The organism is Geobacter sp., assembly GCA_009684525.1.
GTDB lineage: Bacteria > Desulfobacterota > Desulfuromonadia > Geobacterales > DSM-12255 > Geoanaerobacter.
Genome location: WKKR01000001.1, coordinates 524,629 through 545,911 on the forward strand (window position 1 = coordinate 524,629; position 21,283 = coordinate 545,911).

Annotated in this window: 20 protein-coding genes and 2 tRNA genes; 2 read left to right on the top strand and 20 right to left on the bottom strand. The window is 60.7% G+C overall.

Annotated features, from left to right (window positions below; genetic code table 11):
* Positions 1-7: 7 nt before the first annotated feature.
* The 4 genes from GJT30_02390 to GJT30_02405 all read right to left on the bottom strand — a co-directional run bounded on the left by GJT30_02390 (position 8) and on the right by GJT30_02405 (position 3,987).
* Positions 8-688, bottom strand: coding sequence for a site-2 protease family protein (locus tag GJT30_02390; GenBank protein MSM38460.1), 681 nt, complete (start codon positions 686-688; stop codon positions 8-10).
* Between the two features lie 236 nt (positions 689-924).
* Complete coding sequence (gene glnA / locus GJT30_02395; protein ID MSM38461.1) at positions 925-2,337, bottom strand: type I glutamate--ammonia ligase; 1,413 nt, start codon at positions 2,335-2,337, stop codon at positions 925-927.
* 131 nt (positions 2,338-2,468) lie between these two features.
* Positions 2,469-2,807 (bottom strand): P-II family nitrogen regulator, encoded by a 339-nt coding sequence (locus GJT30_02400; protein ID MSM38462.1) that lies wholly within the window; start codon positions 2,805-2,807, stop codon positions 2,469-2,471.
* A 217-nt stretch (positions 2,808-3,024) separates the two neighbouring features.
* Positions 3,025-3,987 carry a putative 2-dehydropantoate 2-reductase gene (locus GJT30_02405; GenBank protein MSM38463.1) on the bottom strand — a complete coding sequence of 321 codons (963 nt, stop codon included), beginning with the start codon at positions 3,985-3,987 and terminating at the stop codon, positions 3,025-3,027.
* Positions 3,988-4,068: 81 nt separating this feature from the next.
* On the opposite strand from GJT30_02405, the gene GJT30_02410 reads away from it, so the two are divergent.
* Positions 4,069-4,800, top strand: coding sequence for a peptidoglycan DD-metalloendopeptidase family protein (locus tag GJT30_02410; GenBank protein MSM38464.1), 732 nt, complete (start codon positions 4,069-4,071; stop codon positions 4,798-4,800).
* Positions 4,801-4,850: 50 nt separating this feature from the next.
* On the opposite strand, the gene hrpB is transcribed toward GJT30_02410, so the two are convergent.
* From hrpB to GJT30_02460, 10 genes are all read right to left on the bottom strand, one after another.
* Positions 4,851-7,391 (bottom strand): ATP-dependent helicase HrpB, encoded by a 2,541-nt coding sequence (gene hrpB, locus GJT30_02415; GenBank protein MSM38465.1) that lies wholly within the window; start codon positions 7,389-7,391, stop codon positions 4,851-4,853.
* Between the two features lie 2 nt (positions 7,392-7,393).
* On the bottom strand, positions 7,394-8,077 hold the full coding sequence (locus GJT30_02420; protein ID MSM38466.1) for an HAD-IA family hydrolase: 684 nt from the start codon (positions 8,075-8,077) through the stop codon (positions 7,394-7,396).
* Between the two features lie 17 nt (positions 8,078-8,094).
* Positions 8,095-9,015 (bottom strand): phosphatase PAP2 family protein, encoded by a 921-nt coding sequence (locus GJT30_02425; protein MSM38467.1) that lies wholly within the window; start codon positions 9,013-9,015, stop codon positions 8,095-8,097.
* 364 nt (positions 9,016-9,379) lie between these two features.
* Positions 9,380-12,274 carry a polysaccharide biosynthesis protein gene (locus tag GJT30_02430; protein MSM38468.1) on the bottom strand — a complete coding sequence of 965 codons (2,895 nt, stop codon included), beginning with the start codon at positions 12,272-12,274 and terminating at the stop codon, positions 9,380-9,382.
* A 113-nt stretch (positions 12,275-12,387) separates the two neighbouring features.
* Positions 12,388-12,462, bottom strand: a tRNA-Glu gene (locus GJT30_02435).
* 66 nt (positions 12,463-12,528) lie between these two features.
* Positions 12,529-12,603: transfer RNA gene (locus GJT30_02440), tRNA-Gln, on the bottom strand.
* 74 nt (positions 12,604-12,677) lie between these two features.
* Positions 12,678-13,223 carry a 2-oxoacid:ferredoxin oxidoreductase subunit gamma gene (locus GJT30_02445; protein MSM38469.1) on the bottom strand — a complete coding sequence of 182 codons (546 nt, stop codon included), beginning with the start codon at positions 13,221-13,223 and terminating at the stop codon, positions 12,678-12,680.
* Between the two features lie 71 nt (positions 13,224-13,294).
* The gene (locus tag GJT30_02450; GenBank protein ID MSM38470.1) at positions 13,295-14,038 is read right to left on the bottom strand and encodes a 2-oxoglutarate oxidoreductase; all 744 of its coding nucleotides are present in this window, start codon (positions 14,036-14,038) and stop codon (positions 13,295-13,297) included.
* 69 nt (positions 14,039-14,107) lie between these two features.
* Positions 14,108-15,166: a 3-methyl-2-oxobutanoate dehydrogenase subunit VorB gene (gene vorB, locus GJT30_02455; protein ID MSM38471.1), complete on the bottom strand. Its 1,059-nt coding sequence runs from the start codon at positions 15,164-15,166 to the stop codon at positions 14,108-14,110.
* A gap of 81 nt (positions 15,167-15,247) precedes the next feature.
* Complete coding sequence (locus GJT30_02460) at positions 15,248-15,451, bottom strand: 4Fe-4S dicluster domain-containing protein (GenBank protein MSM38472.1); 204 nt, start codon at positions 15,449-15,451, stop codon at positions 15,248-15,250.
* Positions 15,452-15,630: 179 nt separating this feature from the next.
* Here GJT30_02460 and GJT30_02465 point away from each other — a divergent pair, with 179 nt between their 5' ends.
* Positions 15,631-16,119 (top strand): MucR family transcriptional regulator, encoded by a 489-nt coding sequence (locus GJT30_02465; protein MSM38473.1) that lies wholly within the window; start codon positions 15,631-15,633, stop codon positions 16,117-16,119.
* 112 nt (positions 16,120-16,231) lie between these two features.
* On the opposite strand, the gene GJT30_02470 is transcribed toward GJT30_02465, so the two are convergent.
* The 6 genes from GJT30_02470 to GJT30_02495 form a co-directional block, all read right to left on the bottom strand.
* Positions 16,232-17,107: an ATP phosphoribosyltransferase gene (locus GJT30_02470; protein MSM38474.1), complete on the bottom strand. Its 876-nt coding sequence runs from the start codon at positions 17,105-17,107 to the stop codon at positions 16,232-16,234.
* Positions 17,104-17,481: a phosphoribosyl-AMP cyclohydrolase gene (gene hisI, locus GJT30_02475; GenBank protein ID MSM38475.1), complete on the bottom strand. Its 378-nt coding sequence runs from the start codon at positions 17,479-17,481 to the stop codon at positions 17,104-17,106. Before hisI ends, GJT30_02470 begins: the two co-directional genes overlap by 4 nt.
* A 31-nt stretch (positions 17,482-17,512) precedes the next feature.
* Complete coding sequence (locus GJT30_02480) at positions 17,513-17,845, bottom strand: hypothetical protein (GenBank protein ID MSM38476.1); 333 nt, start codon at positions 17,843-17,845, stop codon at positions 17,513-17,515.
* Between the two features lie 67 nt (positions 17,846-17,912).
* Positions 17,913-18,659 (bottom strand): 23S rRNA (guanosine(2251)-2'-O)-methyltransferase RlmB, encoded by a 747-nt coding sequence (gene rlmB / locus GJT30_02485; protein MSM38477.1) that lies wholly within the window; start codon positions 18,657-18,659, stop codon positions 17,913-17,915.
* Between the two features lie 51 nt (positions 18,660-18,710).
* The gene (gene pyrF / locus GJT30_02490) at positions 18,711-19,427 is read right to left on the bottom strand and encodes an orotidine-5'-phosphate decarboxylase (GenBank protein MSM38478.1); all 717 of its coding nucleotides are present in this window, start codon (positions 19,425-19,427) and stop codon (positions 18,711-18,713) included.
* A 26-nt stretch (positions 19,428-19,453) separates the two neighbouring features.
* Complete coding sequence (locus GJT30_02495; protein MSM38479.1) at positions 19,454-21,169, bottom strand: proline--tRNA ligase; 1,716 nt, start codon at positions 21,167-21,169, stop codon at positions 19,454-19,456.
* Positions 21,170-21,283: the final 114 nt, after the last annotated feature.

Genomic DNA, 21,283 nt, shown 5'->3' on the forward strand with positions numbered 1-21,283 from the left:
TGCCGGTTTACTTGAACATCAGATTGGTGACGCTGAAAACGAGGTTGCTCTGGGAGCCTGCCAGAAGCCGAACCCCCATGCTCAGTACCGGTGAAATGATATAGCTGAACAGATTGGTGAAAAAGACCAGGACAATGATGATGATCATGCCGTACGGCTCGATCCGCGAATAGGCGATCGCCTGCCGCTCGGGAAGGAGCCCCACCGCAACCCGGCCACCGTCCAGCGGCGGCACGGGGATGAGGTTGAAGATTGCCAATAGCAGGTTGATGTAGACGGAAAAGGCCAGCATCAGCACCATCGGGTCGATAAGGAACTGCATCAGCGAAGCATCGCCGATCAGGTCGCCCAGGGCCTGCATCCCCCGCATGAGCAGTGCCGACACTGCTGCCAGGGAAAAGTTCGTGATGGGGCCGGCAGCGGCAACCCAGATCATGTCGCGCTTGGGACGGCGGAGATTGCCGAAGTTCACCGGTACCGGCTTGGCCCAACCGATGCCGACGATGAAGATCATCAGGGTGCCGATGATATCCAGGTGCTTCAGGGGATTCAGGGTGAGGCGGCCCAGAGACTTTGCCGTATCATCGCCGAAACGGTAGGCCACGTACCCGTGAGACACTTCGTGACAGGTGATGGCCATCAGTGCCGGCACCAGCATGATGGAGACTTTGAGGAAAAACTGATCCATTCCGCCTCCGGGTAAACGAATTGACAAGACTGTTGTTTTTAGCAGATTGGGCGGACAAAGTCAATGTCGGGCCGCGCCGAAACTGATCGCTCAACCGTTCGCCTTCGGTTGTGGCTTCTCTGTTGACAACCTACACCGGCTGAAAACTGCTCGTTGCCGGAAAGCGCCCTGCAGACGGGAAAAGGCGGGAGATTGCTCCCCCGCCTTTTTCGTACTGCTCCGTATGGAACCTCTGCCTAGATGTCGTAGTAGAGGGCGAATTCGAGGGGAACCGGACGCATGCGGACCGGGTTGACCTCTGCTTCCATCTTGTACTCGATCCACTTCTCGATGACGTCGGGGGTGAAGACGTCCCCCTTGAGGAGGAACTCGTGGTCGTCCTTGAGGCAGTTGAGAGCTTCCTCAAGCGTGCCCGGAGCTGACGGGATGTCTTTCAGCTCTTCCGGGGAGAGACCGTAGATGTCCTTGTCCAGCGGCTGGCCCGGATCGATCTTGTTCTCGACGCCGTCGAGGCCTGCCATCAGCATGGCGGCAAAGGCCAGGTAGCCGTTTGCTGACGGGTCGGGCGTACGGTACTCGATCCGCTTCGCCTTCGGGTTGGTGGAGAACATCGGGATACGGATGGAAGCGGAACGGTTACGGCTGGAGTAAGCCATGTTCACCGGGGCTTCGAAACCGGGCACCAGACGCTTGTAGGAGTTGGTGGTCGGGTTGGTGAAGGCGCAGAGAGCCTTGGCATGCTTGATGATCCCGCCGATGTACCAGAGGGCCATCTGGGAAAGCCCGCCGTACTTGTCGCCGGCGAACAGGTTGGTGCCGGCCTTCCAGATCGACTGGTGGCAGTGCATCCCGGAACCGTTGTCGCCATAGAGCGGCTTCGGCATGAAGGTAACGGTCTTGCCGTTGCGGCAGGCAACGTTCTTTATGACATACTTGAACCACTGGAGATCGTCAGCCATGGCAACCAGCGAGTTGAAGCGCATGTCGATCTCGGCCTGGCCGCCGGTGGCAACCTCGTGGTGCTGGCACTCGACGCGAATGCCGACCTTCTGCAGCTCGATAACCATCTCGTTGCGCAGGTCGTTCTGGGAGTCGGTAGGGGAAACCGGGAAGTACCCTTCCTTGTGGCGCGGCTTGTAGCCGAGGTTGGGGAACTCCTCGCGGCCGGTGTTCCAGGTCCCCTCGACGGAGTCGACCGCGTAGAACGACTGGTTGGCGCTGGAGTCGTAGCGGACGTCGTCGAAGATGAAGAATTCTGCTTCGGGTCCGAAATAGGCGGTGTCGCCAATGCCGGTGGACTTGAGGTATGCTTCGGCCTTGCGGGCGATGTTACGCGGATCGCGGCTGTAGTCTTCCTTGGTGATCGGATCGAAGATGTTGCAGATCAGCGACAGGGTCGGCACCGCGGTAAAGGGGTCCATCTTTGCGGTGGTCGGGTCGGGAAGGATGATCATGTCCGAAGCATGGATCGGCTGCCAGCCACGGATGGAGGAACCGTCAAAACCCTGCCCTTCTTCAAAGGTATCCTCGCCGAACTCTGACATCGGCACGGAAAAGTGCTGCCAGATCCCCACGAAGTCCATGAATTTGAAATCTACCATCATTGCGCCATTTTCTTTGGCAAATGCTACTACCTCTTGTGGTGTCATCAAGACTCTCCTTTCGGTTTAATGCGCATGAACGCACGTACGCTTTGTTAACCCGATTGTTTCGACGGGTTTTAAGCATATTGGATGGATTGTATTAAAGAAGGCCGGACGGGGCAGACCGCAGGGCAGCCCTACAGGGCGTCTTCTCCCCGCTCTCCCGTCCTGATCCGGACTACTTCCTCGACAGAGGTGACAAAGATCTTGCCGTCGCCGATCCGGCCGGTCTTTGCCGCCTGCTCAATGGTCTCCACGACCTTGGCCACGATATCGTCGCCGACGATGATCTCCATCTTGATCTTGGGGATAAAATCCACCACATATTCGGCACCGCGATAGAGTTCGGTATGACCCTTCTGGCGGCCGAATCCCTTGATCTCGCTGACAGTGATCCCCTGGATGCCGATCTCGTTGAGCGCATCCTTCACTTCATCAAGCTTGAACGGCTTTATTATCGCTTCCACTTTTTTCAAGGCCACTCACCCCCTTGTGATTGATAAGTCATGGATTGTTCGTAAATTGTACTGCACAAGGGTGCCTACGTCAAAAGCACGCGGCGTCTGCTCCACCCAAGGAAGCAAATATGCTGCCAACTCATGAGCGGAAACCAGCCCCAGTATTTTCAACATATTACAGCCACTGCCAACAACAAACACTGAAAAGGAAACAAATCAGCCCAAATTTACGGCATCAACCCGCCACATGCGCCTCTTTTTTAAGCAACAGAGTGTCGGCGGCAACGCCGCTGTCAACCGCAAAGGAGAGCAGCGCATGGACCGTCGACGTCCGGGGAAGAGCCGCGCCCCGTTCTGCTCCGGCAGACACGGCCGCCGCAAAGATTGCATCGAGCTCAAGTGGCCGCCCTTCCCGGCGATCGATCAGCATGGAAGGAAGGTAGGGCCCCATGGCATCGGTAAAGACGAGCATCTGTTCGGCAAACGCATCGGCTATCGGCTCAGAAAGATCCTGCAGATTGGCAGCGCCAATGACTTCCAGCATGATCTCCCGAATCAGCCGTCGAGTGGCGGGAAAACGCAACAAACGGTCGACAGGCTGATCCAGGAGTGCGCAGAGACCGTTGAAGGGGATATTCCAGACGAGCTTTTGCCAACGGGCCCTGCGAACATCGGCCACCACTCGGCACTCGATGCCGGCTGCCACAAAGGCAGCAGCGACCGATGCGAGGCGCCCGACCGGGACATCACCCCAGGCCCCGAGTTCGATCCTGCCGGCGCCGAGATGGTGGACGACTCCGGGTTCCCCCCGGTTGGCACAGAGAAAAGCGACCCCGCCAAGCACCCGCTGACTGCCAAACAGCCCGGCCAGCAGATCTTCGTTGCCGAGGCCGTTCTGCAAGGTAAGCAGGAGGGTCTGCTCCCCCAAAAGCGGTGGGATCAACTCCTGGATTTGGTCGTTGGCAAAGGTCTTGAGCCCGATCAGCACCAGATCCACCGGCCCGATATCCGTGGTCTGCCGATAACCGGCCACGTGGGGAAGGTGGAAATCACCGTTCACGGAACTGACCTGCAGGCCATGAGCGGAGATCGCCTCGTAATCGCGCCTCAGGAGAAAAGCGACCTTCCCACCACCCCGCTGCAGCATGGCACCGTAATACAGGCCGAGGGCACCGGCACCCACTACCGCTATCCGCATCTCCAGCAACTCCTCAACTTGTCAAAACCCCTGCCGAAGTATATAGAGTAAAGGGAACATCATCTCAGCACCAAGGCGCCCATGATCCGCTTCCTCGTCACCACACTGCTGCTCATCTGCGTAACCGCTGCCGGTACGGCACAGGCCGACATATTCCGGCTGGAGGATGACGACGGCGTGGTATCCTTCACCGATTCCCCCAGCAGTCGCCGCTATACCCTGATCATGCGCGACCGGGCAACGCGCCACCCCGCCGGGAAGAAGGGCAGGCCGGGATCAACCGCAGGTCAGGTCAAGTCGTCCACGGACAACAGGGATGAAACGGGTTCCGTGCTGCAGAGAGGCACCCTGCCACTTCAGGGGGTCATCACCTCCACCGCGGGTCTCCGCTTCGACCCCTTCGACGGAAAACTCAGGCACCACAACGGCATCGACATTGCTGCACCAACCGGGACACCGGTAAAACCGGTTGCACCGGGCACCGTGATCTTCAGCGGACAGCGCTCGGGATACGGCAACACCGTTATCATCGACCACCACGACGGCATGAAGACCATCTACGCCCATCATGCCGAGAACCTGGTCCCGGAAGGGGCAGAGGTGGATTGTGCCACGGTCATCGCCCTTTCCGGCTCAACCGGCCGTTCAACCGGACCCCACCTCCATTTCGAGGCATGGCAGGACGACACCAATATCTCACGGTCCTTCATGCCGGCACACGCCTCTGGCCGCGACGCTCCGGCTATGGCCAGCGCACCCGTGCGCAGGCTGCTGCAGCCGGACGGAACCATCCTCTTTACCAATCTCCGTTAACCATTAGAAGAACGCAGAGACAGAGGAATACATGAAAGCGAGGGACTCTGTCAAGCCCTGCCGGGAGTTTTTTCCTGCTGGTTTCTGGTCTTGCGCGTCGGTGCCGCACGCCACGGATCGTCGGGCCAGGGGTGCTTGGGATAGCGCCCTTTCAGTTCCTTCTTCACCTGGGGATAGGTGGAATCCCAGAAACTCCTGAGATCATTGGTCACCTGGACCGGCCGCCGGGCCGGCGACAGAAGGTGCAGGAGTACCGCTACCCGCCCCCATGCCACTGTCGGCGTGTCGGCACAGCCGAAAAGTTCCTGCAGCTTGACACAGAGGACCGGCACGCCGCTTTCGTAATCAAGGGGGAGCCGCGAACCGCTGGGGACAGTGAGATGGGTCGGCGCTCCCTCGTCCAACTGCCGCTGCTGCTCCCAGCTGAACAGCCCCTTGAGCAGCCCCGCCAGGTCGATACGCTGCAGATCGCTGGCGGTCCGGCATCCGCGCAGGCTGCTGCCGAGCAGGTCATCGAGCCTCGTAGCCAAGGCGGCATTCCCGATATCGGGCCACTCCCGCTCCGGGGCGACCCGTGCCAGCAGGGCAACCCGCGCCTGCAGCTGGCGGCATGCAGGGGTCCAGGGGAGAAGCGCCAACTCTTCATCCGCGCGGATCACCTCGAGAAGCAGCGCACTGCTTTCCGCATCGCCCGGGGTAACGGGGCGGGACGACAACACCAGCTCCCCCAGCCGCTCCTCTTCCCGCACCCAGACCCTCCCCTGTTCGGCATCCCAGCCAACGCGCCGCTCGGTGCGGATCTCTTCGGCAAATTCGCGTCGCAGCAGCTCCGGGGAAAGGGACGATGCCCCATGGATGAGACCGTCGCCACCGGCACCGGCGTTGATTTCCACGGCAACGATGAATTGCCGGTCACGGAGGGCGCTCCTGGTGCCGAGCCGTCCACCCGTCCCATTGGCGAGCAGGTAACGATCCGAACCAGGCTCGCGCTGCCGCGCTATTCGGTCCGGAAAGGCATGGGCAAGGAGCAGTCCGATCTCGTCGTTGTCAGGCTCCGGGCCACGGGCAGGGGCGCCAATCAGGCGCCGCAGCCGCTCGGCAGTACGCTGGACAACGGCACAGGCCTGCGGATCGAGGTGGGGATCGTTACGGCCCGAGCCATGCATGCGCCACACCTCAAGCGCCTCGACCCTGTCGAGGTAATCGCAGCCGCTGACAGCGAGCGACTCCTGCCGGTCGCGGCGAAAGATGTCCCGTTCCTCCAGAAGCGCGGCCAGATCGCAGGCAAGACCGGCCTGCCCGCGTTCTGCCCCGGCCAGCACCATCCGGGCCAGGCGAGGATGGAGCGGCAGCTCGGCCATCCGCCTGCCGCAGGGGGTTATGCGCCCCTGCCGGTCCAGCCCGCCGAGCGCAGTGAGCAGGACACGCCCTTCGGCCAGGGCGCCCGACGGCGGGGGATCGAGCCAGGAAAGCGCCAAGGGATCGCTCACCCCCCAGTTGACCAGCTCCAGGGCCAGTGGAGAAAGCTCGGCGATCCTGATCTCGGGCGGGTTGAAGGGGACCAGCGCGGCATTGCCCGCTTCGCTCCAGAGGCGAAAGCAGGTTCCCGGCCCGAGGCGCCCGGCACGGCCTGCTCGCTGGGTGGCCGATGCAGCCGAAACCCGCACCGTAACCAGCCGGTTGAGGCCGGACGACGGATCGAACTGCAACCGCCGGGTCAGGCCGCTGTCGATGACGAGCCCGATCCCCTCAATGGTCAGGCTCGTCTCGGCAATGTTGGTTGCCAGGACCACCTTGCGCCGGTCTTCCGGGAGGATGGCCCGCTCCTGCTCGGCAAAGGGGAGATCGCCATAGAGCGGCACGACCAGCAGGTCGCGCACCGGCGGCGCATCCCGGAGCTGCTGGTGACAGCGACGGATCTCGCCGCTGCCGGGCAGAAAGACCAGGATATCCCCTTGAGCCTCTGCCAGTGCCCTGGAGATGGCCTGGATCACGGCCGGCACCAGCTGCCCCGGCGGTTCCCCAAGGTAGCGCAGGGCCACTGGGTAACTCTTCCCCTCTGCCCTGATGATCGGCAGATCCCCCAACAGGCGAGCCAGCCCACCCGCATCGAGGGTTGCCGACATCACCACGATCTTCAGGTCCGGGCGCAGGGTCTTTTGCACCTCCAGACAGAAAGCAAGCGCCGTATCGGCGGCAATGCTCCGTTCGTGAAACTCGTCGAAGACCACCGCACCGATCCCGTCCAGGGAGGGATCGTTCTGCAGGCGCCGCACCAGTAGACCTTCGGTCAGCACCTCCAGGCGTGTCCGTGCAGATACCTTCCGCTGGAAGCGGATGGCATAACCAACCGTCCCCCCCACCTCCTCACCGATGCTTCTTGCGAGCCAGGTGGCGGCATTCACCGCTGCCAGACGGCGCGGTTCGAGCATGACGATCCGTTTGTCCCGCAGGAAAGGCGCATCCAAGAGGGCCAGGGGAACCCGGCTGGTCTTGCCCGAGCCGGGAGGAGACTGGAGAACCGCCCCCGGCGCCGAGGTCAGCGCCCTGAGAAGGTCGGGGATGACCTGGTCGACGGGGAGCCGGGACATGGTCAGGGGGTGAGGAGCTTTGTCAGCCGGTCCCGGTCGAGCCCTTCGAGGGAGGCTACTACCCGGTCGGCTGCGTGCAGATCAGGAGCGGGATAGCTGTTGGTGACCGCCAGGACCGGGATGCCGGCCCCCTGAGCCGAGGCGATACCGGCAGGGGTATCTTCGATGGCAAGGCAGTGCGCCGGGACGATTCCCTGTGCGGGAAAGCGGGACTGCAGCCGGGTCACTGCCAGGGCATAGCTGGCTGGGTCGGGTTTGCTGGCAGCGACGTCATCGGCCGTGACAATGACGGAGAAGGCATTTTCCAGGGAAAACTGGGAGAGGATGGGGGTTATGTCGGACAGGAGCGCCCCGCTGCAGAGTGCAAGCGGCAGGGAACCGGCAAGCCCGCGGATCAGTTCCGTGACTCCCGGATAGGGGGTAACCCCGCCGCTGATGACCTGTTGGAAGACCTTCGCCTTCCGCTGGATCAGTTCATCGAGCTCGGCCGGGGCAAGCGCTCTTCCGGCGGCATGAAACGCCTCGGCAAAGGCGTCGCGGTCGTCGAACCCCATGTAGCGGGAGACGTACTCATCCCACGAATAGCCGAGCCCGAGCGGTTCGAGTATGATCTGAAACGACCGGTAGTGCAGCGGCTCGGTGTCGACGATGATCCCGTCAAAATCGAATATGACTGCAGACAGCATCTCCCCTCCAGAATAGGTCAAAATCGCCCGGTCACGGCAACCAGAGCCGCCTCAGAGCTGACCACCGGCGCGACCGAGAAGCGTCGGGCCTTGCCCGATGCATGATACCCCATTGCCACCCTGCCGCAGAGCTCGCCGATCGCTGCGCCAAGCACCACGTCGCTTGCCCAGTGCTTGTCCTGGTAGATGCGGGAAAACCCGACAAAGGCGGCTGCGGCATAGGCACCGATCCCGATCAGCGGATTGTCGGCGGCGGACGCGACAACGGAGGCCATGGCAAAGGAGCTTGCCGTGTGCATGGACGGCAGTGCGTCGTAATCCGCAGCGAAACGGAACGGACGGAAGCTGCCCGAACCGCTCCCCGTATTCGGCCGTGCCCGGCCCGTTGCCGATTTGAGGATGAAGGTCGTGGCATCGGCCAAGATGGCCGCCTCGCCGAGCATCTCTCCCAGTTCCCGGTACTTGGGGGACTCGGCCAGGATTCCGCCGCCATAGACAGCTGCAGCCAATCCCAGGTGCAGGAACGGATCGCCCGCGATGCTGCCGGCATCCGTTACGTGGTCGAGGGTTGTCCCCTTGATGCCGCCGACCTTGTCGCGGATGTCGCTGTCGTAACTGCTGGTGAACGCCACCGCCCCGGTCACCAGCAGGGTTCCGAGCATGCCGTATCCCCTGGTGTCGACCGGCGTCGCTGCCACCTCCAGAGCCTCATCGGCCAGCCGTCCAGCTACCCGCCCGTATTCGGCGGTGCTGTTCAGGAGATGGTCAGCTGCCGCAACCGGCAGGGAGGCGTGCAGGAGACACGCAACGGTCGCGGCAAGGATGAAAACGGGGCAATGTTCCGTGCGGGAGCGGGAATTCAGGAATTTGAACAAGAGGTAGGCAGCCAGCACTCCGACCGCATCTGCCAGCAGATCCAGCGGATCGGCACTGCGCATGCTCGTCAGGAGCCCCTGCGCCACCTCCATGAGCCCACCGAACAGAATCACCGCCACCGCTATGCGCAGAGGCTGCAGACGCTTCGGGAGGGGATCGCCACTGGAGGCACGCAGTGCCAGGATGGTGAGCAGCCCATAGGCAGCCGCATGCTGGAACTTGTCCCACCCCAGCAAAGCCTGGGGGATGACGGGTGGCGAAGGGGTGAGCGAGAGCCAGACAATGACCAGCGCCCAGGCAATGCAGAGCACAAGGGCCAACCTGCGCAAGTTCGCCCATCTCATGCGGATTGCCGCCAGAGGCGTACCAAGGCAGTCCCTCCCGGCGGGGAACCGGCACCGTCGGCAGAGGTCACGGTGCGGATCATCATTTGAGTCCGATCAGGACCGTGCCGGCGGTCAGGGCCACATTGGCCAGGATCTGGGTTATGTCCTTGATGTCGCGAAGCCAGGCTGTCCGCTCCAGCTTCTGGGGGACGACCAGGGTATCGCCGGGCTGCAGGGCAGCGGCCATGAAGCTGCCGAAGGTCCAACTGCTCGAGGCGTCGTCCCAGTGAATGCCGAACGATGCCTGCTGCCTGCTGAACACCGATCCGTCGGCCCGGATGATATACATGTCCTTTTCGTCGCCATCGCGGGTCACACCACCGGCCTTTTCCAGGTAATAGGATACCTGCTCTCCGGGCTGGTAGATATGGGCGGTCTGATTGTAGACCTGGCCGAGCACGTTGACCACGTTGGACCGGGGCGGGATCTGGATCAGGTCCCCCCCCTGAAGCTCCACGTTATAGGCGCTGTCTTCGAATGCATCGAGTTTTTCGAGCTTGACCACGACCCTTCCCTCTGCCTTCAGGGTCTTCAGTTTCTCCAGGCTCTTCTGGAGGCCTTCCAGTGCCGATTTCGTCGCCTCCAGCTCTTCACGCGACGCCGCCACCGAGGCGAGCTCTCCCTGTTTCTTCAGGATATCCTGCTCGGTGCGAAGGATGATCTCATCCATCCGCTTCTGCTGCTCCTTCTGCACCGCCTTCCGGGTGAAGCGCGCCCCACTCAGGTACGCCTTGTCCGTATAACCGCCTGCCCGCTCCAACACAGAGCTCAGCTTTTCTCCCTTGCCGATGGAGTAGGTGCCGGGAAACCGCACTTCCCCCTCGACGGTAACGAAGCGGTCGTCGGATTCCAGCCACTCCTGGATGCCCCGCACGATCAGGACATCGTCCGGCTGCAGCGTGAGATTGTTCTGCGGGTCGCCTGCCAGCGCCTTGTTGAGATTGACGTCAAAACGGGTGGTCCGGGCGACGCCGTCAGCCGTAACGGTCCTGGTCAGCTCGGCCTTCTCCATATAGGCGTTCCGCTTGAGGCTCCCTGCTGCTGCCAACAGGTCCCGGATCGTCATCCTGTCATAATAGTCATAGGTGCCGGGGTTGACCACATGCCCGTTGATCGCCACCGACATCTTCTCTTCCATTTCGGTCCGGGAAAAGATCTTCAGCGTATCCTGTTCGTGCAGCAGGATGTTCTCACCGGTATCCCCGTCCCAGACCTTTTTCAGGTTGACGGCAATCGACTCGCGATGGAAATCGGGAGGAACGAGCCTGATCACCTGTGCCGATTCAAGGTAGGATTGGGGGAGAAGATCCCGGTAGGAAGGGAGAAGATCGGAAATGCGCATACCCTGGCGGAACTGGTATTCTCCGGGGCGCACCGCATTCCCCTGCAGCGTCACCACCTGGCGGAGCGCCTGGTAGACCGGGAAAATCTTCACCAGGTCGCGGTCCCTGATCTCCAACGCTGCTGCCGGGCCGTCGAGCCGGGCATTCTGCAGCTCGAAGTCCATGACCACCCGGGAGGCATTCCCCTCGAACCGCTCCAGCTGTATCCGCCCCAGATCGCCGGACGCCGTTACCCCGCCCGCCATCTGCAGGAGCTGCTGGAGGGTGGTCTTCTCCTTCAGTTCATAAATGCCGGGCCGCTTGACCTCACCGGCCACGGCTGCAACCGGTCCGATCACCGGCACGAAGATGGTGTCCCCGCTCTCCAGCCGCAGGTCCTTGGAGCGGTCGCCGGAGAGGAACATGGCGTAGAGATCGATCTCCTGGACCATCGACCCGCCGCGGGAGAGCCTGATGGCCCGCAGGGTGCCGGTCTTTGCCGGCCCCCCGGCAAGGGCCAGGGCATTGATGACCGTGGCAGTGGAAGCGACCGAGTAGGTGCCGGGAGACTCCACTTCTCCTACCACGAAGACCTGGATCGTGCGGAGCCGCCCCATGGAGACATTCAGTTCGTACCCCTTGTAGTAACGGGAAATCGCCTTGTCGATGATCTCACGGGCCTGTTGGAACGTCACCCCCCAGACCTTGATGGTGCCGATCCGCGGGATGGAGATCTCTCCATTACGGTCGACGACCAGATCCTGGCGGGCCTGGATCGAGCCCCAGAGGTCGATGCGGAGGGAATCACCCGGTCCGATGACATAGTCGGGGCCGACCGGTGTATTCTCCAGGGCTGTTCCGGCAGTCAGGCTGTTCTTGAAGAAATCGTAGCCGAACTGCTGCAGCGAGCGCTGGAAGGGCTCTGCCTCGATCTTGTCCTGCAGGGTCTGGGTCTTGGCGGCAAACGATTTTTCCAGGGGGGAGCCCAGCTCTTCAGGTGGCGCCGGGGTTGCCTTTATCTCGTTGGAAAAGATGGTGAGTTCGGACGGCTGGGTGGCGTCGTCCGCGGCTTCAACGGATTTCGTCGTCTCGACCGGGGCCGGGATCACTCCCTGCAGCTTGAGATAGTAGAGTTGATTGTTGCGGAGGAAGCGGAGCTTGTATTCGCTGACGTCGCCGACTTCGAGCTTTTTTTCGTAGCGGCCCGGTTCAATGCCGTAATAGAGGGTAAATTTCGGTGGGAGGTCACCGGGTCGGACGTTCAGCTCCTTGAGCTTCCAGGAGAGGGTCAGCATGCTGTCGCCCGGCTCGGCGCGAAGGAGGATGCGTAGCTTTTTGGCAGCCGGGACCTTGTCGGTTTTGGCATCTTCCGACGTCTTGACGGTCGGTTTCAGCGGTTTCAGCGCTTGCCACCCATCCCCGGATTTCCTGGTCTCTTTGAGTTGGTCATCGGAGACCATCTCTTTGCCGAGGGGGAATTCCTGCTTCACCTCGCCGACGTAGACCCCCTCATCCGGCTGAGTTTCCTGGTCGGAAAGCGATGCAGCGCCGCCAAGGGCCGGGATGAAAAACAACAGAAGCCAAAGACCGATTACCTGCTTGAATCTACGCATCGGATCTCCCTTTCGCTGCCTGTTCCGGGTCTCCGCCCCCCATGGCGGGATGGCAGCCTGAAGCTGCATAAAAAAAAACAGCAACCCTTGAATCAAGAATCACTGCTTGGAAATGGTGATCCCAAGGGGACTTGAACCCCTGTTACCGACGTGAAAGGCCGGTGTCCTAACCACTAGACGATGGGACCGATATAAAATGACGAACGTATGAAAGGAAATATCGTTTATCCGTTAAGTACGGTACATTCCTTAAATGGCTGGGGTGCTAGGATTCGAACCTAGGGATGATGGAGTCAGAGTCCATTGCCTTACCGCTTGGCTACACCCCAACGACGCAATTACATAACAAATATATTGACGGCGGTCAAGCCTTTTCCGCTGCCAGGCGACCAAAGATCCACGATCATCGGGGGGAGATGCTCGCTGCCCCGGCCTCCATGGCCTTGACATTGGCGGGGATGAAGCGGTGGTTACGCTCGGGAAGCGCCTTCTTCAGTGCCTCGGCAAGGGATTCGAGCGATACGGCGCCGGTTTTGGCGGCATAGGCGCCGGCTGCGACCATGTTGACCATCCGCGGGTCGCCCAGCTCATTGGCAATATCGTTCATCGGTATGGGGTAGAGTTCCATGTCGTCCCGGTCAGCCCCGGAGCAGTCGACCAGGGATGCATTGACAATACAGACACCACCCTTTTTGACCTTGCCGACATATTTGTCAAAGGAAGCCTGGTTCAGGAGGATGGCCACCGACGGGTTGCCCACCACGGGAGAACCGACGTCGCCATCGGCGATGATGACGGTGCACATGGCAGCACCGCCCCGCTTCTCGACACCGTAGGCAGGGAAATAGGAAACGTTCTTCCCTTCCTTGATGGCAGCGAGGGAGAGGAGATTGCCGGCAAGCAGCACCCCTTGGCCGCCGAAACCGGCAATAAACAGATCATGACGCATACAGACCTCGTGCAGGACGATGGGCAAGGGTGAAACAGCAGCTCCACCGCTCGCCGTGTTCGCCCCTTCCGTTAGAGATTCTTGTCGTTCTTGTAGACCCCGAGTTGAAAATAGGGGATCATTTCCTGTTCGACCCGCTCGTTGGCCTGAAGCGGGGTCATTCCCCAGTTGGTGGGGCATGCGGAAAGCGCCTCGATAAACGAAAAGCCTGCCCCCTCGACCTGATAACGAAAGGCCTTGCGGATCTGCTTCTTGGCATCCATCAGGTTTTTCGGGTTATTGACGGCAACCCGTGCACTGAAGGCAACCCCGCCGAGTTGCGCCAGCAGTTCGGCCATCTTGAGCGGCGCACCATCCTTGGCCTGGTCCCGTCCATAGGGAGAGGTGGAGGTCTTCTGGCCGACCAGCGTGGTGGGGGCCATCTGCCCCCCGGTCATGCCGTAGGTGGTATTGTTCACGAAGATCACCGTGATCCCCTCCCCCCGGTTGGCGGCATGGATGATCTCGGAAGTGCCGATGGCAGCGAGATCGCCATCCCCTTGGTAGGTAAAGACGATGGAATCGGGACGCGCCCGCTTGACGCCGGTCGCCACAGCCGGGGCACGGCCATGGGGCGACTCCACCGCATCGATGTCGAAGTAGCTGTAGAGAAAGACGGAACATCCCACCGACGCGACGCCGATGGTCCGGTGCCGCACGTCGAACTCGTCCAAGGCCTCGGCAACGATCCGGTGGATGGTGCCGTGCTGGCAGCCGGGGCAGAAGTGGGTCTGGACATCCTTCAGGCTGGCCGGTCTCTTGAATATCTGTTGCATTGTATAACCTCGAAAATATGGACAGGAACCGATTGCTTCCGGCCATTGCCGCCGGCCGGGTTACCGTGGTCAGTAGTGCTTCCGAATCTGCTCGAAGAGCTCTTCCGGATTCGGCAACGACCCGGCGCCAGGCGGACGGCCATAGAACGAGACCCTGGTCCCCCCGGCAACGGCCAGCCTGACATCCTCCACCATCTGGCCGGCATTCAGTTCCACATCCAGGATATGCCCCACCCGTGCCGTCAGGTCGCGGAGCTGTTCCGCCGGAAAAGGGAAGAGTGTGATCGGCCGGAACAGGCCGACCTTGAGGCCGGCCTCGCGCGCCATGATGACTGCGGTCTTTGCAATCCGGGCGGCAGAACCGAACGCGGTGATGACCAGCTGGGCATCATCGGTCTGAAACTCCTCCCAACGCACCTCTTTCTTGGCCAGCTCTGCATAGCGGGCATGGAGACGCCAGTGGAAAGCCTCCATCTCGCCATCGCCAAGATAAAGCGATTTCACCACCCGCTGCTCCTGCCCCTCTTCCCTGCCCCGCACCACCCAGTCCTTGACCGGCAGCGCCATGGCCGGCCGGGGATGGGGCACCATCGACTCCTTCATCTGGCCGATCACCGAATCGGCGAACACCATGGCCGGCATGCGGTAGATGTCGGCCAAGTCAAAGGCGAGCATGGTCAAATCGTACATCTCTTGCACCGATGCCGGGGCGAGCACGATGATGTGATAGCCGCCATGCCCCCCTCCCTTTACCGCCTGGAAATAGTCGGCCTGGGAGGCATCGATCCCGCCGAGTCCGGGGCCGGCGCGGCAGATGTCGACGATCACGCCGGGGAGCTCGGACCCGGCCATGTAGGAGATCCCTTCCTGCTTGAGGGAGATCCCCGGACCGGACGAAGAGGTCATGGCCCGGACGCCGGTTGCGGATGCTCCCAGCAGCATGTTGATGGAGGCAATCTCGCTTTCCGCCTGGATGAATTCGCCACCCAGACGGGGGATCTCACGGGAGAGATATTCGGGGATATCGCTCTGAGGGGTGATGGGATAACCGAAATAATATCGGCACCCTGCCTCGATGGCAGCCATGGCCACTGCCTCGTTACCTTTTACGAACAACCGCGTCGTCAACTGATACCTCCAGGTTCCGGCAAAGTCATTAAGACGGACAACTGTATCTCCCTGTCCGGCCTGCCCCGCTCAGCAATCCACTTACTTGAAGACAGTGATGGCTACGTCAGGACAGATCTCGGCACAGAGCTTACAGCCGATGCATTTTTCCTGTAAAGGAGCTGCTGCGGGATGATAACCGTATGCATTGATCTTTTCACACAGTATCACAATGTTGTGGGGACAGACGGTAGTGCAGAGACCGCATCCTTTACAGCGCAACTCGTCAATCTCTATTCTAGGCATAACGGCTTTCCTTGTTCATGAAATGAAAGGCTGATTCGTTTCTCTAAAGATGAACTGACCAGTCAACTGAGCTTCACAGTAAGAAAAAAATAAGTAATCATAAAAAGTTACTTGATTTCCAAATAATATGTCGTTAAATAGGTACACAGTACGATTACAACCCCCTTATGGAGGAATGCATGGCACAGACACTGTTAGAACTGACGGCTAGTATTGTATCAGCACATGCTTCAGTGACAGAAATGTCAGGAGACGAACTCCTTCAGGAAATCCAGAGGGTCTTTTCGTCCCTGCAGGTTCTTGAAGGTGCTGCCCCGGATGCTGCCGGGGACCTTTCGGCAAAGGCTCCGACCATGAGTCTCAAGAAGGCGTTCCAGCCCGACCAGATTTTCTGCATGATCTGCGGCAAGGGCGGCATGAAGACCCTCACCCGGCACCTGTCGCAGGTTCACGGCATGAAACCCCGCGAATACCGGAAGCAGTTCGGTATCCCCACCAGCCAGTCGCTGACCGCCAAGAACTTCTCCGACGCCCGTCGCAAAATGGCCAACGAGCGGGGGCTGGCCGACAACCTGGCCAAGGCCAGGGCAGTCCGGGCCGCCAAGCTTGCCAAGGCCAAGGCGCCTGCTGCGGTCAAGACAAAGACGAGCAAGGCGAAAAAGGCCTGATCCGTAGCACCGCCGCATGACACAGAGAAACCCGACTGACTGGTCAGCCGGGTTTTTTATCATCCACGGCGATAAATACCGCATCTGTCCATCTGCACTGCTTCCCCGAACGTCAGAGCACCTTGTTCAGCGAATATTCGACAATCCCTTCGGCACCCAGCTTGATCAGTTTCGGCACGATCCGGCGTACCTCCTGCTCGGGGAGGATGCTCTCAATTGAGACCCAGTCGGATTTGTAGAGATGGGCAACCGTCGGGTTGTTGAGGCTCGGCAGAATCTCAGTGATCGCTTCCACGGCGCTGTTGGGGGCATTCATCTTCAGGCCGACCATCCCTTCCGCGGCAAGCGCGGATTTGAGCAGGGTGGCGATGGTTTCGATCTTTTCCCGCTTCCAGGGGTCTGCCCAGGACGCCTTGTTGGCGACCAGAACAGGCACCGATTCCATAAGGTCGCAGACGATCCGAAGGCCGTTGGCCTTGATCGTCGAACCGGTCTCCGTCACCTCGACGATGGCATCGCACAATCCGTCCACAACCTTTGCCTCAGTGGCTCCCCACGAAAATTCCACCGTGACCGGGATATTACGTTCGGCAAAATAGCGCTGGGTGAAGCCGACCAGCTCTGTCGAAATCGTCGCACCATGGAGGTCTTCGGGTTTTCCGACCTTCGAATCCTTGTTCACAACCAGCACCCAGCGCGCCGGTTTCCGCGAGACCTTGGAATAGACCATCTCGCAGACTTCCACCACATCCGATTCGTTCTCGCGGACCCAGTCCCGACCGGCTATGCCAGCGTCTATGGTTCCCCGCTCGACGTACTTCCCCATCTCCTGGGGACGGATCAGTTTGCAGTTCATCTCCTCGTCGTCCACACCGGGAAAATAGCTCCGCGACGAGATGCTGATCTGCCAGCCAGCCTTCTTGAACAGTTCGACCGTGGCATTTTCGAGACTTCCCTTGGGGATGCCGAATTGAAGGGGATTGCTCACTTCTTGTAGACCTCCTTGGGATCGAACAGGGGGTTGGAATGTTCCACCCAGGTCCCGTTTTCCCATTTGACGTAGAAACAGCTCCGATTGCCGGTATGACAGGCAGCGGGACCGTTCTGTTTCACCCTTATCACCACGGTGTCGGCATCGCAATCGGTATAAACCTCCACAACCTCCTGGGTGTTTCCCGACTCCTCCCCCTTCATCCAGTACTTGTTCCTGCTCCTGCTGAAGAACCAGGTCTTGCCGGTTTCAAGGGTGAGGTTGAGCGTCTTTTCATCCATAAAGGCAACCATCAGCACGTCGCCACTCTCATGATCCTGGATGACCGCCGGGATCAACCCACCCATCTTGTCGAAATCAATCGAAATCATCACTGCTCCTCGTATCGTGAGATGGAGTGCGTCACTCCTCTTCCATTCCCCATCGGTCGACCATCCTGATCCGATGCAGGACATTCTGGCCGCTGACCTCGTCCATGATCTTGTCGGCCTCTTCCGCGGTAAAGCCGACCTTGGGCCTGACCCCCATCCAGTGGGTGGCGTCCCCCACCGGGGCATCCATCGATCGGGGCAGCGGCGGACCCGGCTTGTACTTGTCGTTGACGAACAGTGCCGCCTCATACTGACGCGGCCGCCGTACCAGTTTCACGTCGATCAGAAACCCGCTCTTCAGGGTCTTGGAAAGAATGGTATCGATGACTTCCATATCCTTGGGGATATCAGACGAATCGAGCATGGGAACCTCCAAAATTCGGTTATCCTAAATCAAAGATTTTCCATTTGCAAGTTTCATGTATCGCGGATCAGCCGCCACTCTGCAACCGCTGCCGAACGACCTCGAACAGTGCGACGCTCCCCGCAACCGCGGCATTGAGCGATCCTACCCCGCCCGTGAGCGGTATCGACAAAAGGAGGTCGCAGCTCTTCCGGACCAGGGGCCTGATCCCCTCCCCCTCGCTTCCGATCACCATGGCCACCTTGCCGCGCAGGTCCTGCTGATACAGGGTGGTCCGGGCATCCTGGTCGAGTCCGTAGACCCAATACCCCGCTTCCTTCAGCTGATCCAGGGCCTGGACGAGATTGGTGACCCGGGCAACCGGGACGGTCTCCACTGCCCCGGCAGAAACCCGCTCCACCGCCGGGGTGACGCCGACGGCGCGGTCCTTGACAATGACCACGCCCAGGACTCCGGCACAGGCAGCGCTTCTAACCAGAGAGCCCAGGTTTGCAGGGTCCTGAATGGAATCCAGCACCAGCACCACCCCTGCCTCCGCGCCCTTCCATGCCGCGACCAGATCGTCCAGATCGGCATAGGGAAACGGCTCGACGCGCAGGACAACGCCCTGATGGTATTCGTTGCCGCAGAGGCGGAAAAGATCCTGCTTCTGCCGTTGGCGCACCGGCACACCCTTTTCGGCGGCGAGTTCGAGCAGCTTGGCAAAACGGCGGTCGCTCCCCGGCGGAGGAGAGGCAAACAGCTCAAAGGCCCTCCTCTTGCCGCGAAGGGCCTCTGTTACGGCATTGATGCCGTAGACTATCTCATCGGTCACGTTATGAACCATTCCCCGGCTGCGCCTGCAGCAGGACTAGCGGATGAACTCCTATTGCACCATCTCCTCGACGATCAGCTCGGCAGCGCGCACCGGATCGGGTGCGGCGCTGATCGGCCGGCCGATCACCAGATAGTCGGCACCCGACTGGATCGCCTCCCGCGGGGTCATGATCCGCTTCTGATCGTCAGCCGCGGCAAAGGCAGGACGAACACCCGGCGTCACGATCAGGAAATCGGCGCCGCAGGCCTCCCTGATGAGCGGGACCTCGCGGGGCGATGCAACGACACCGTCGACCCCGGCCTTGTGCGCCAGCCGGGCTAACCGCACCACCTGCTCCTCGACCGGCACGCCTATCCCGATCTCCCGGAGGGTTTCCCCGGTGGACGAGGTCAGGACGGTTACCGCCAGCACCTTGGCCCGCTCAGCGCCCTTGAACTCGCGGTCCAGGGTATCAACGGTCGTTGCCATCATCTCGTAGCCACCCAGGGCGTGCAGGTTGAAGAGCTTCACCCCCAGGCGGGCTGCCTCCAAGGAAGCCATGGCAACGGTGTTGGGGATATCGTGGTACTTGAGGTCCAGAAAGACCTGGCCGCCGGCCTGCAGGATCGTCCGGACCGCTTCCGGACCGCAGGCGGTATAGAGCTGCTTGCCGATCTTGAACATGCCCACGTGGGGAGCCAGCAGTCCGGCCCACCGTCGCACCTCGTCCATGCCCGGAACGTCCAGGGCAAAGATGATCCGGGATCGCGCCTCGTCTTTCGTCATAACAACCTCAACCATTACAGGATATTTTACAACTCAAGTGACTGTTTTACCGTTGCTATCACCTTCGCAACCGCGTCTTCGACCGGGAGGATCTCCACCTCGCCGCTACGACGGTCTTTCAGTTCCACGTTGCCGTCGGCAAGATGCTTGCTTCCCACGACGATCCGCAGGGGGATCCCGATCAGGTCGGCATCCTTGAACTTGAAGCCGGGCCGCTCGTCGCGGTCGTCCAGGAGCACCTCCACGCCGGCGCCGGTGAGCCGGGCATAGAGCTGTTCGGCAGCCTGCACCACCGGCTCGTCCTTGACGCTCAGTGCCGATATGATGCAATGGAACGGCGCGATCGGCACCGGAAAGATGATACCGTTGTCGTCATGGTTCTGCTCGATGCAGGCCGCCACGGTTCGACCGATGCCGATGCCGTAGCACCCCATGAAGATGATCTGCTCCTGGCCCGAGGCATCCAGATAGGTAGCCTTCAAGGCCTTGGAATATTTGGTGCCGAGCTTGAAGACGTGACCCACCTCGATGCCGCGCCACATCTCCAGGGTGCCGGTGCTGCAGCGGGGGCACGGGTCGCCATGGGCAACGGAGCGGACATCGGCAAACTCCGACACCGTGCAGTCCCGCTCCAGGTTCACATTCTTCAGATGGAAGTCCGCAAGATTGGCGCCGGCAACGAAATTCCGCATGCCGCGCACCGCAACATCGGCAATGATGCGCAGGGAGAGACCGATCGGGCCGATATATCCCACCGGCGAACCAGTGGTTTTGGTGATGATCTCGTCGCTGGCCATCTCCAGGGTCTCGCAGCCGAGATAGTTCTTCAGCTTGATCTCGTTCAGCTCGTGGTCGCCCCGCACCATGACAGCCACCGGCACGGCGTCCGCCAGCAGGATCAGCATCTTCACGGTGGTTGCGGCAGGCACCCCGAGGAATTCGCTGACCTCATCGATGGTCTTCTTCCCCGGCGTGGCAACCTTTTCCAGCGGCCGCGGCTCGGCATGTTCCACGGTCTCCACTTGTCGTGCCTCGGCCTTTTCCACATTGGCGGCATAATCACAGGCGCTGCACGAGACAATGGCATCCTCGCCCGATTCGGCCAGGACCATAAACTCGTGCGAAGAGGAACCGCCAATGGAGCCGGTATCCGCCTCTACCGCCCTGAACTTCAGTCCGCACCGTTCGAAGATCCGGCGATAGGCGCGGTACATCTTGTCATAGGAGCCGTCTGCTGCCGCGCTATCCACATCGAAGGAGTAGGCGTCCTTCATGATGAACTCGCGACCCCGCATCAGCCCGAAACGGGGACGGATCTCGTCCCGGAACTTGGTCTGGATCTGGTAGAGGTTCAGCGGCAACTGGCGATAGCTGCGCACCTCGCGGCGGATGATGTCGGTGACCACCTCTTCGTGGGTCGGTCCGAGACAGAATTCGGTATCCTTTCGGTCCTTGATCCTGAGCAGTTCCTTGCCGTACTGCTCCCAGCGGCCCGATTCCTGCCAGAGTTCGGAAGGGGTCACCATCGGCATCAGGATCTCGATGGCGCCGGCCCGGTTCATCTCCTCGCGGACGATGTTCTCCACCTTGCGCAGCGAGCGCAACCCCAGGGGAAGATAATTGTAAAGACCTGCCGCCACCTTGCGGATCATGCCGGCACGGAGCATCAACTGGTGGGAAATCACCTCGGCATCCGCCGGGGTTTCTTTCACGGTGGGGATGAAATACTGGGAATATCGCATTGCTACCTCGCCTGCTTGTATGTTGTACGGGATACAACGTCCGTATGGGTTCCACAGATGAACAGCGGATCTGCATCCGCCGCTTTCCGGAACTGACAGGGGGGAATGACGCGG

Excerpts from the sequence above, each read along its gene's own strand:
- glnA (MSM38461.1), bottom strand. The coding sequence starts at position 2,337 with ATGACACCACAAGAGGTAGTAGCATTTGCCAAAGAAAATGGCGCAATG.
- GJT30_02410 (MSM38464.1), top strand. The coding sequence starts at position 4,069 with ATGATCCGCTTCCTCGTCACCACACTGCTGCTCATCTGCGTAACCGCT.
- GJT30_02405 (MSM38463.1), bottom strand. The coding sequence starts at position 3,987 with ATGCGGATAGCGGTAGTGGGTGCCGGTGCCCTCGGCCTGTATTACGGT.
- GJT30_02495 (MSM38479.1), bottom strand. The coding sequence starts at position 21,169 with ATGCGATATTCCCAGTATTTCATCCCCACCGTGAAAGAAACCCCGGCG.
- hisI (MSM38475.1), bottom strand. The coding sequence starts at position 17,481 with ATGATTTCGATTGATTTCGACAAGATGGGTGGGTTGATCCCGGCGGTC.
- GJT30_02450 (MSM38470.1), bottom strand. The coding sequence starts at position 14,038 with ATGCAACAGATATTCAAGAGACCGGCCAGCCTGAAGGATGTCCAGACC.
- GJT30_02430 (MSM38468.1), bottom strand. The coding sequence starts at position 12,274 with ATGCGTAGATTCAAGCAGGTAATCGGTCTTTGGCTTCTGTTGTTTTTC.
- GJT30_02465 (MSM38473.1), top strand. The coding sequence starts at position 15,631 with ATGGCACAGACACTGTTAGAACTGACGGCTAGTATTGTATCAGCACAT.
- GJT30_02445 (MSM38469.1), bottom strand. The coding sequence starts at position 13,223 with ATGCGTCATGATCTGTTTATTGCCGGTTTCGGCGGCCAAGGGGTGCTG.
- GJT30_02425 (MSM38467.1), bottom strand. The coding sequence starts at position 9,015 with ATGCGCAGTGCCGATCCGCTGGATCTGCTGGCAGATGCGGTCGGAGTG.
- GJT30_02480 (MSM38476.1), bottom strand. The coding sequence starts at position 17,845 with ATGCTCGATTCGTCTGATATCCCCAAGGATATGGAAGTCATCGATACC.
- hrpB (MSM38465.1), bottom strand. The coding sequence starts at position 7,391 with ATGTCCCGGCTCCCCGTCGACCAGGTCATCCCCGACCTTCTCAGGGCG.
- GJT30_02390 (MSM38460.1), bottom strand. The coding sequence starts at position 688 with ATGGATCAGTTTTTCCTCAAAGTCTCCATCATGCTGGTGCCGGCACTG.
- pyrF (MSM38478.1), bottom strand. The coding sequence starts at position 19,427 with ATGACGAAAGACGAGGCGCGATCCCGGATCATCTTTGCCCTGGACGTT.
- GJT30_02420 (MSM38466.1), bottom strand. The coding sequence starts at position 8,077 with ATGCTGTCTGCAGTCATATTCGATTTTGACGGGATCATCGTCGACACC.
- GJT30_02460 (MSM38472.1), bottom strand. The coding sequence starts at position 15,451 with ATGCCTAGAATAGAGATTGACGAGTTGCGCTGTAAAGGATGCGGTCTC.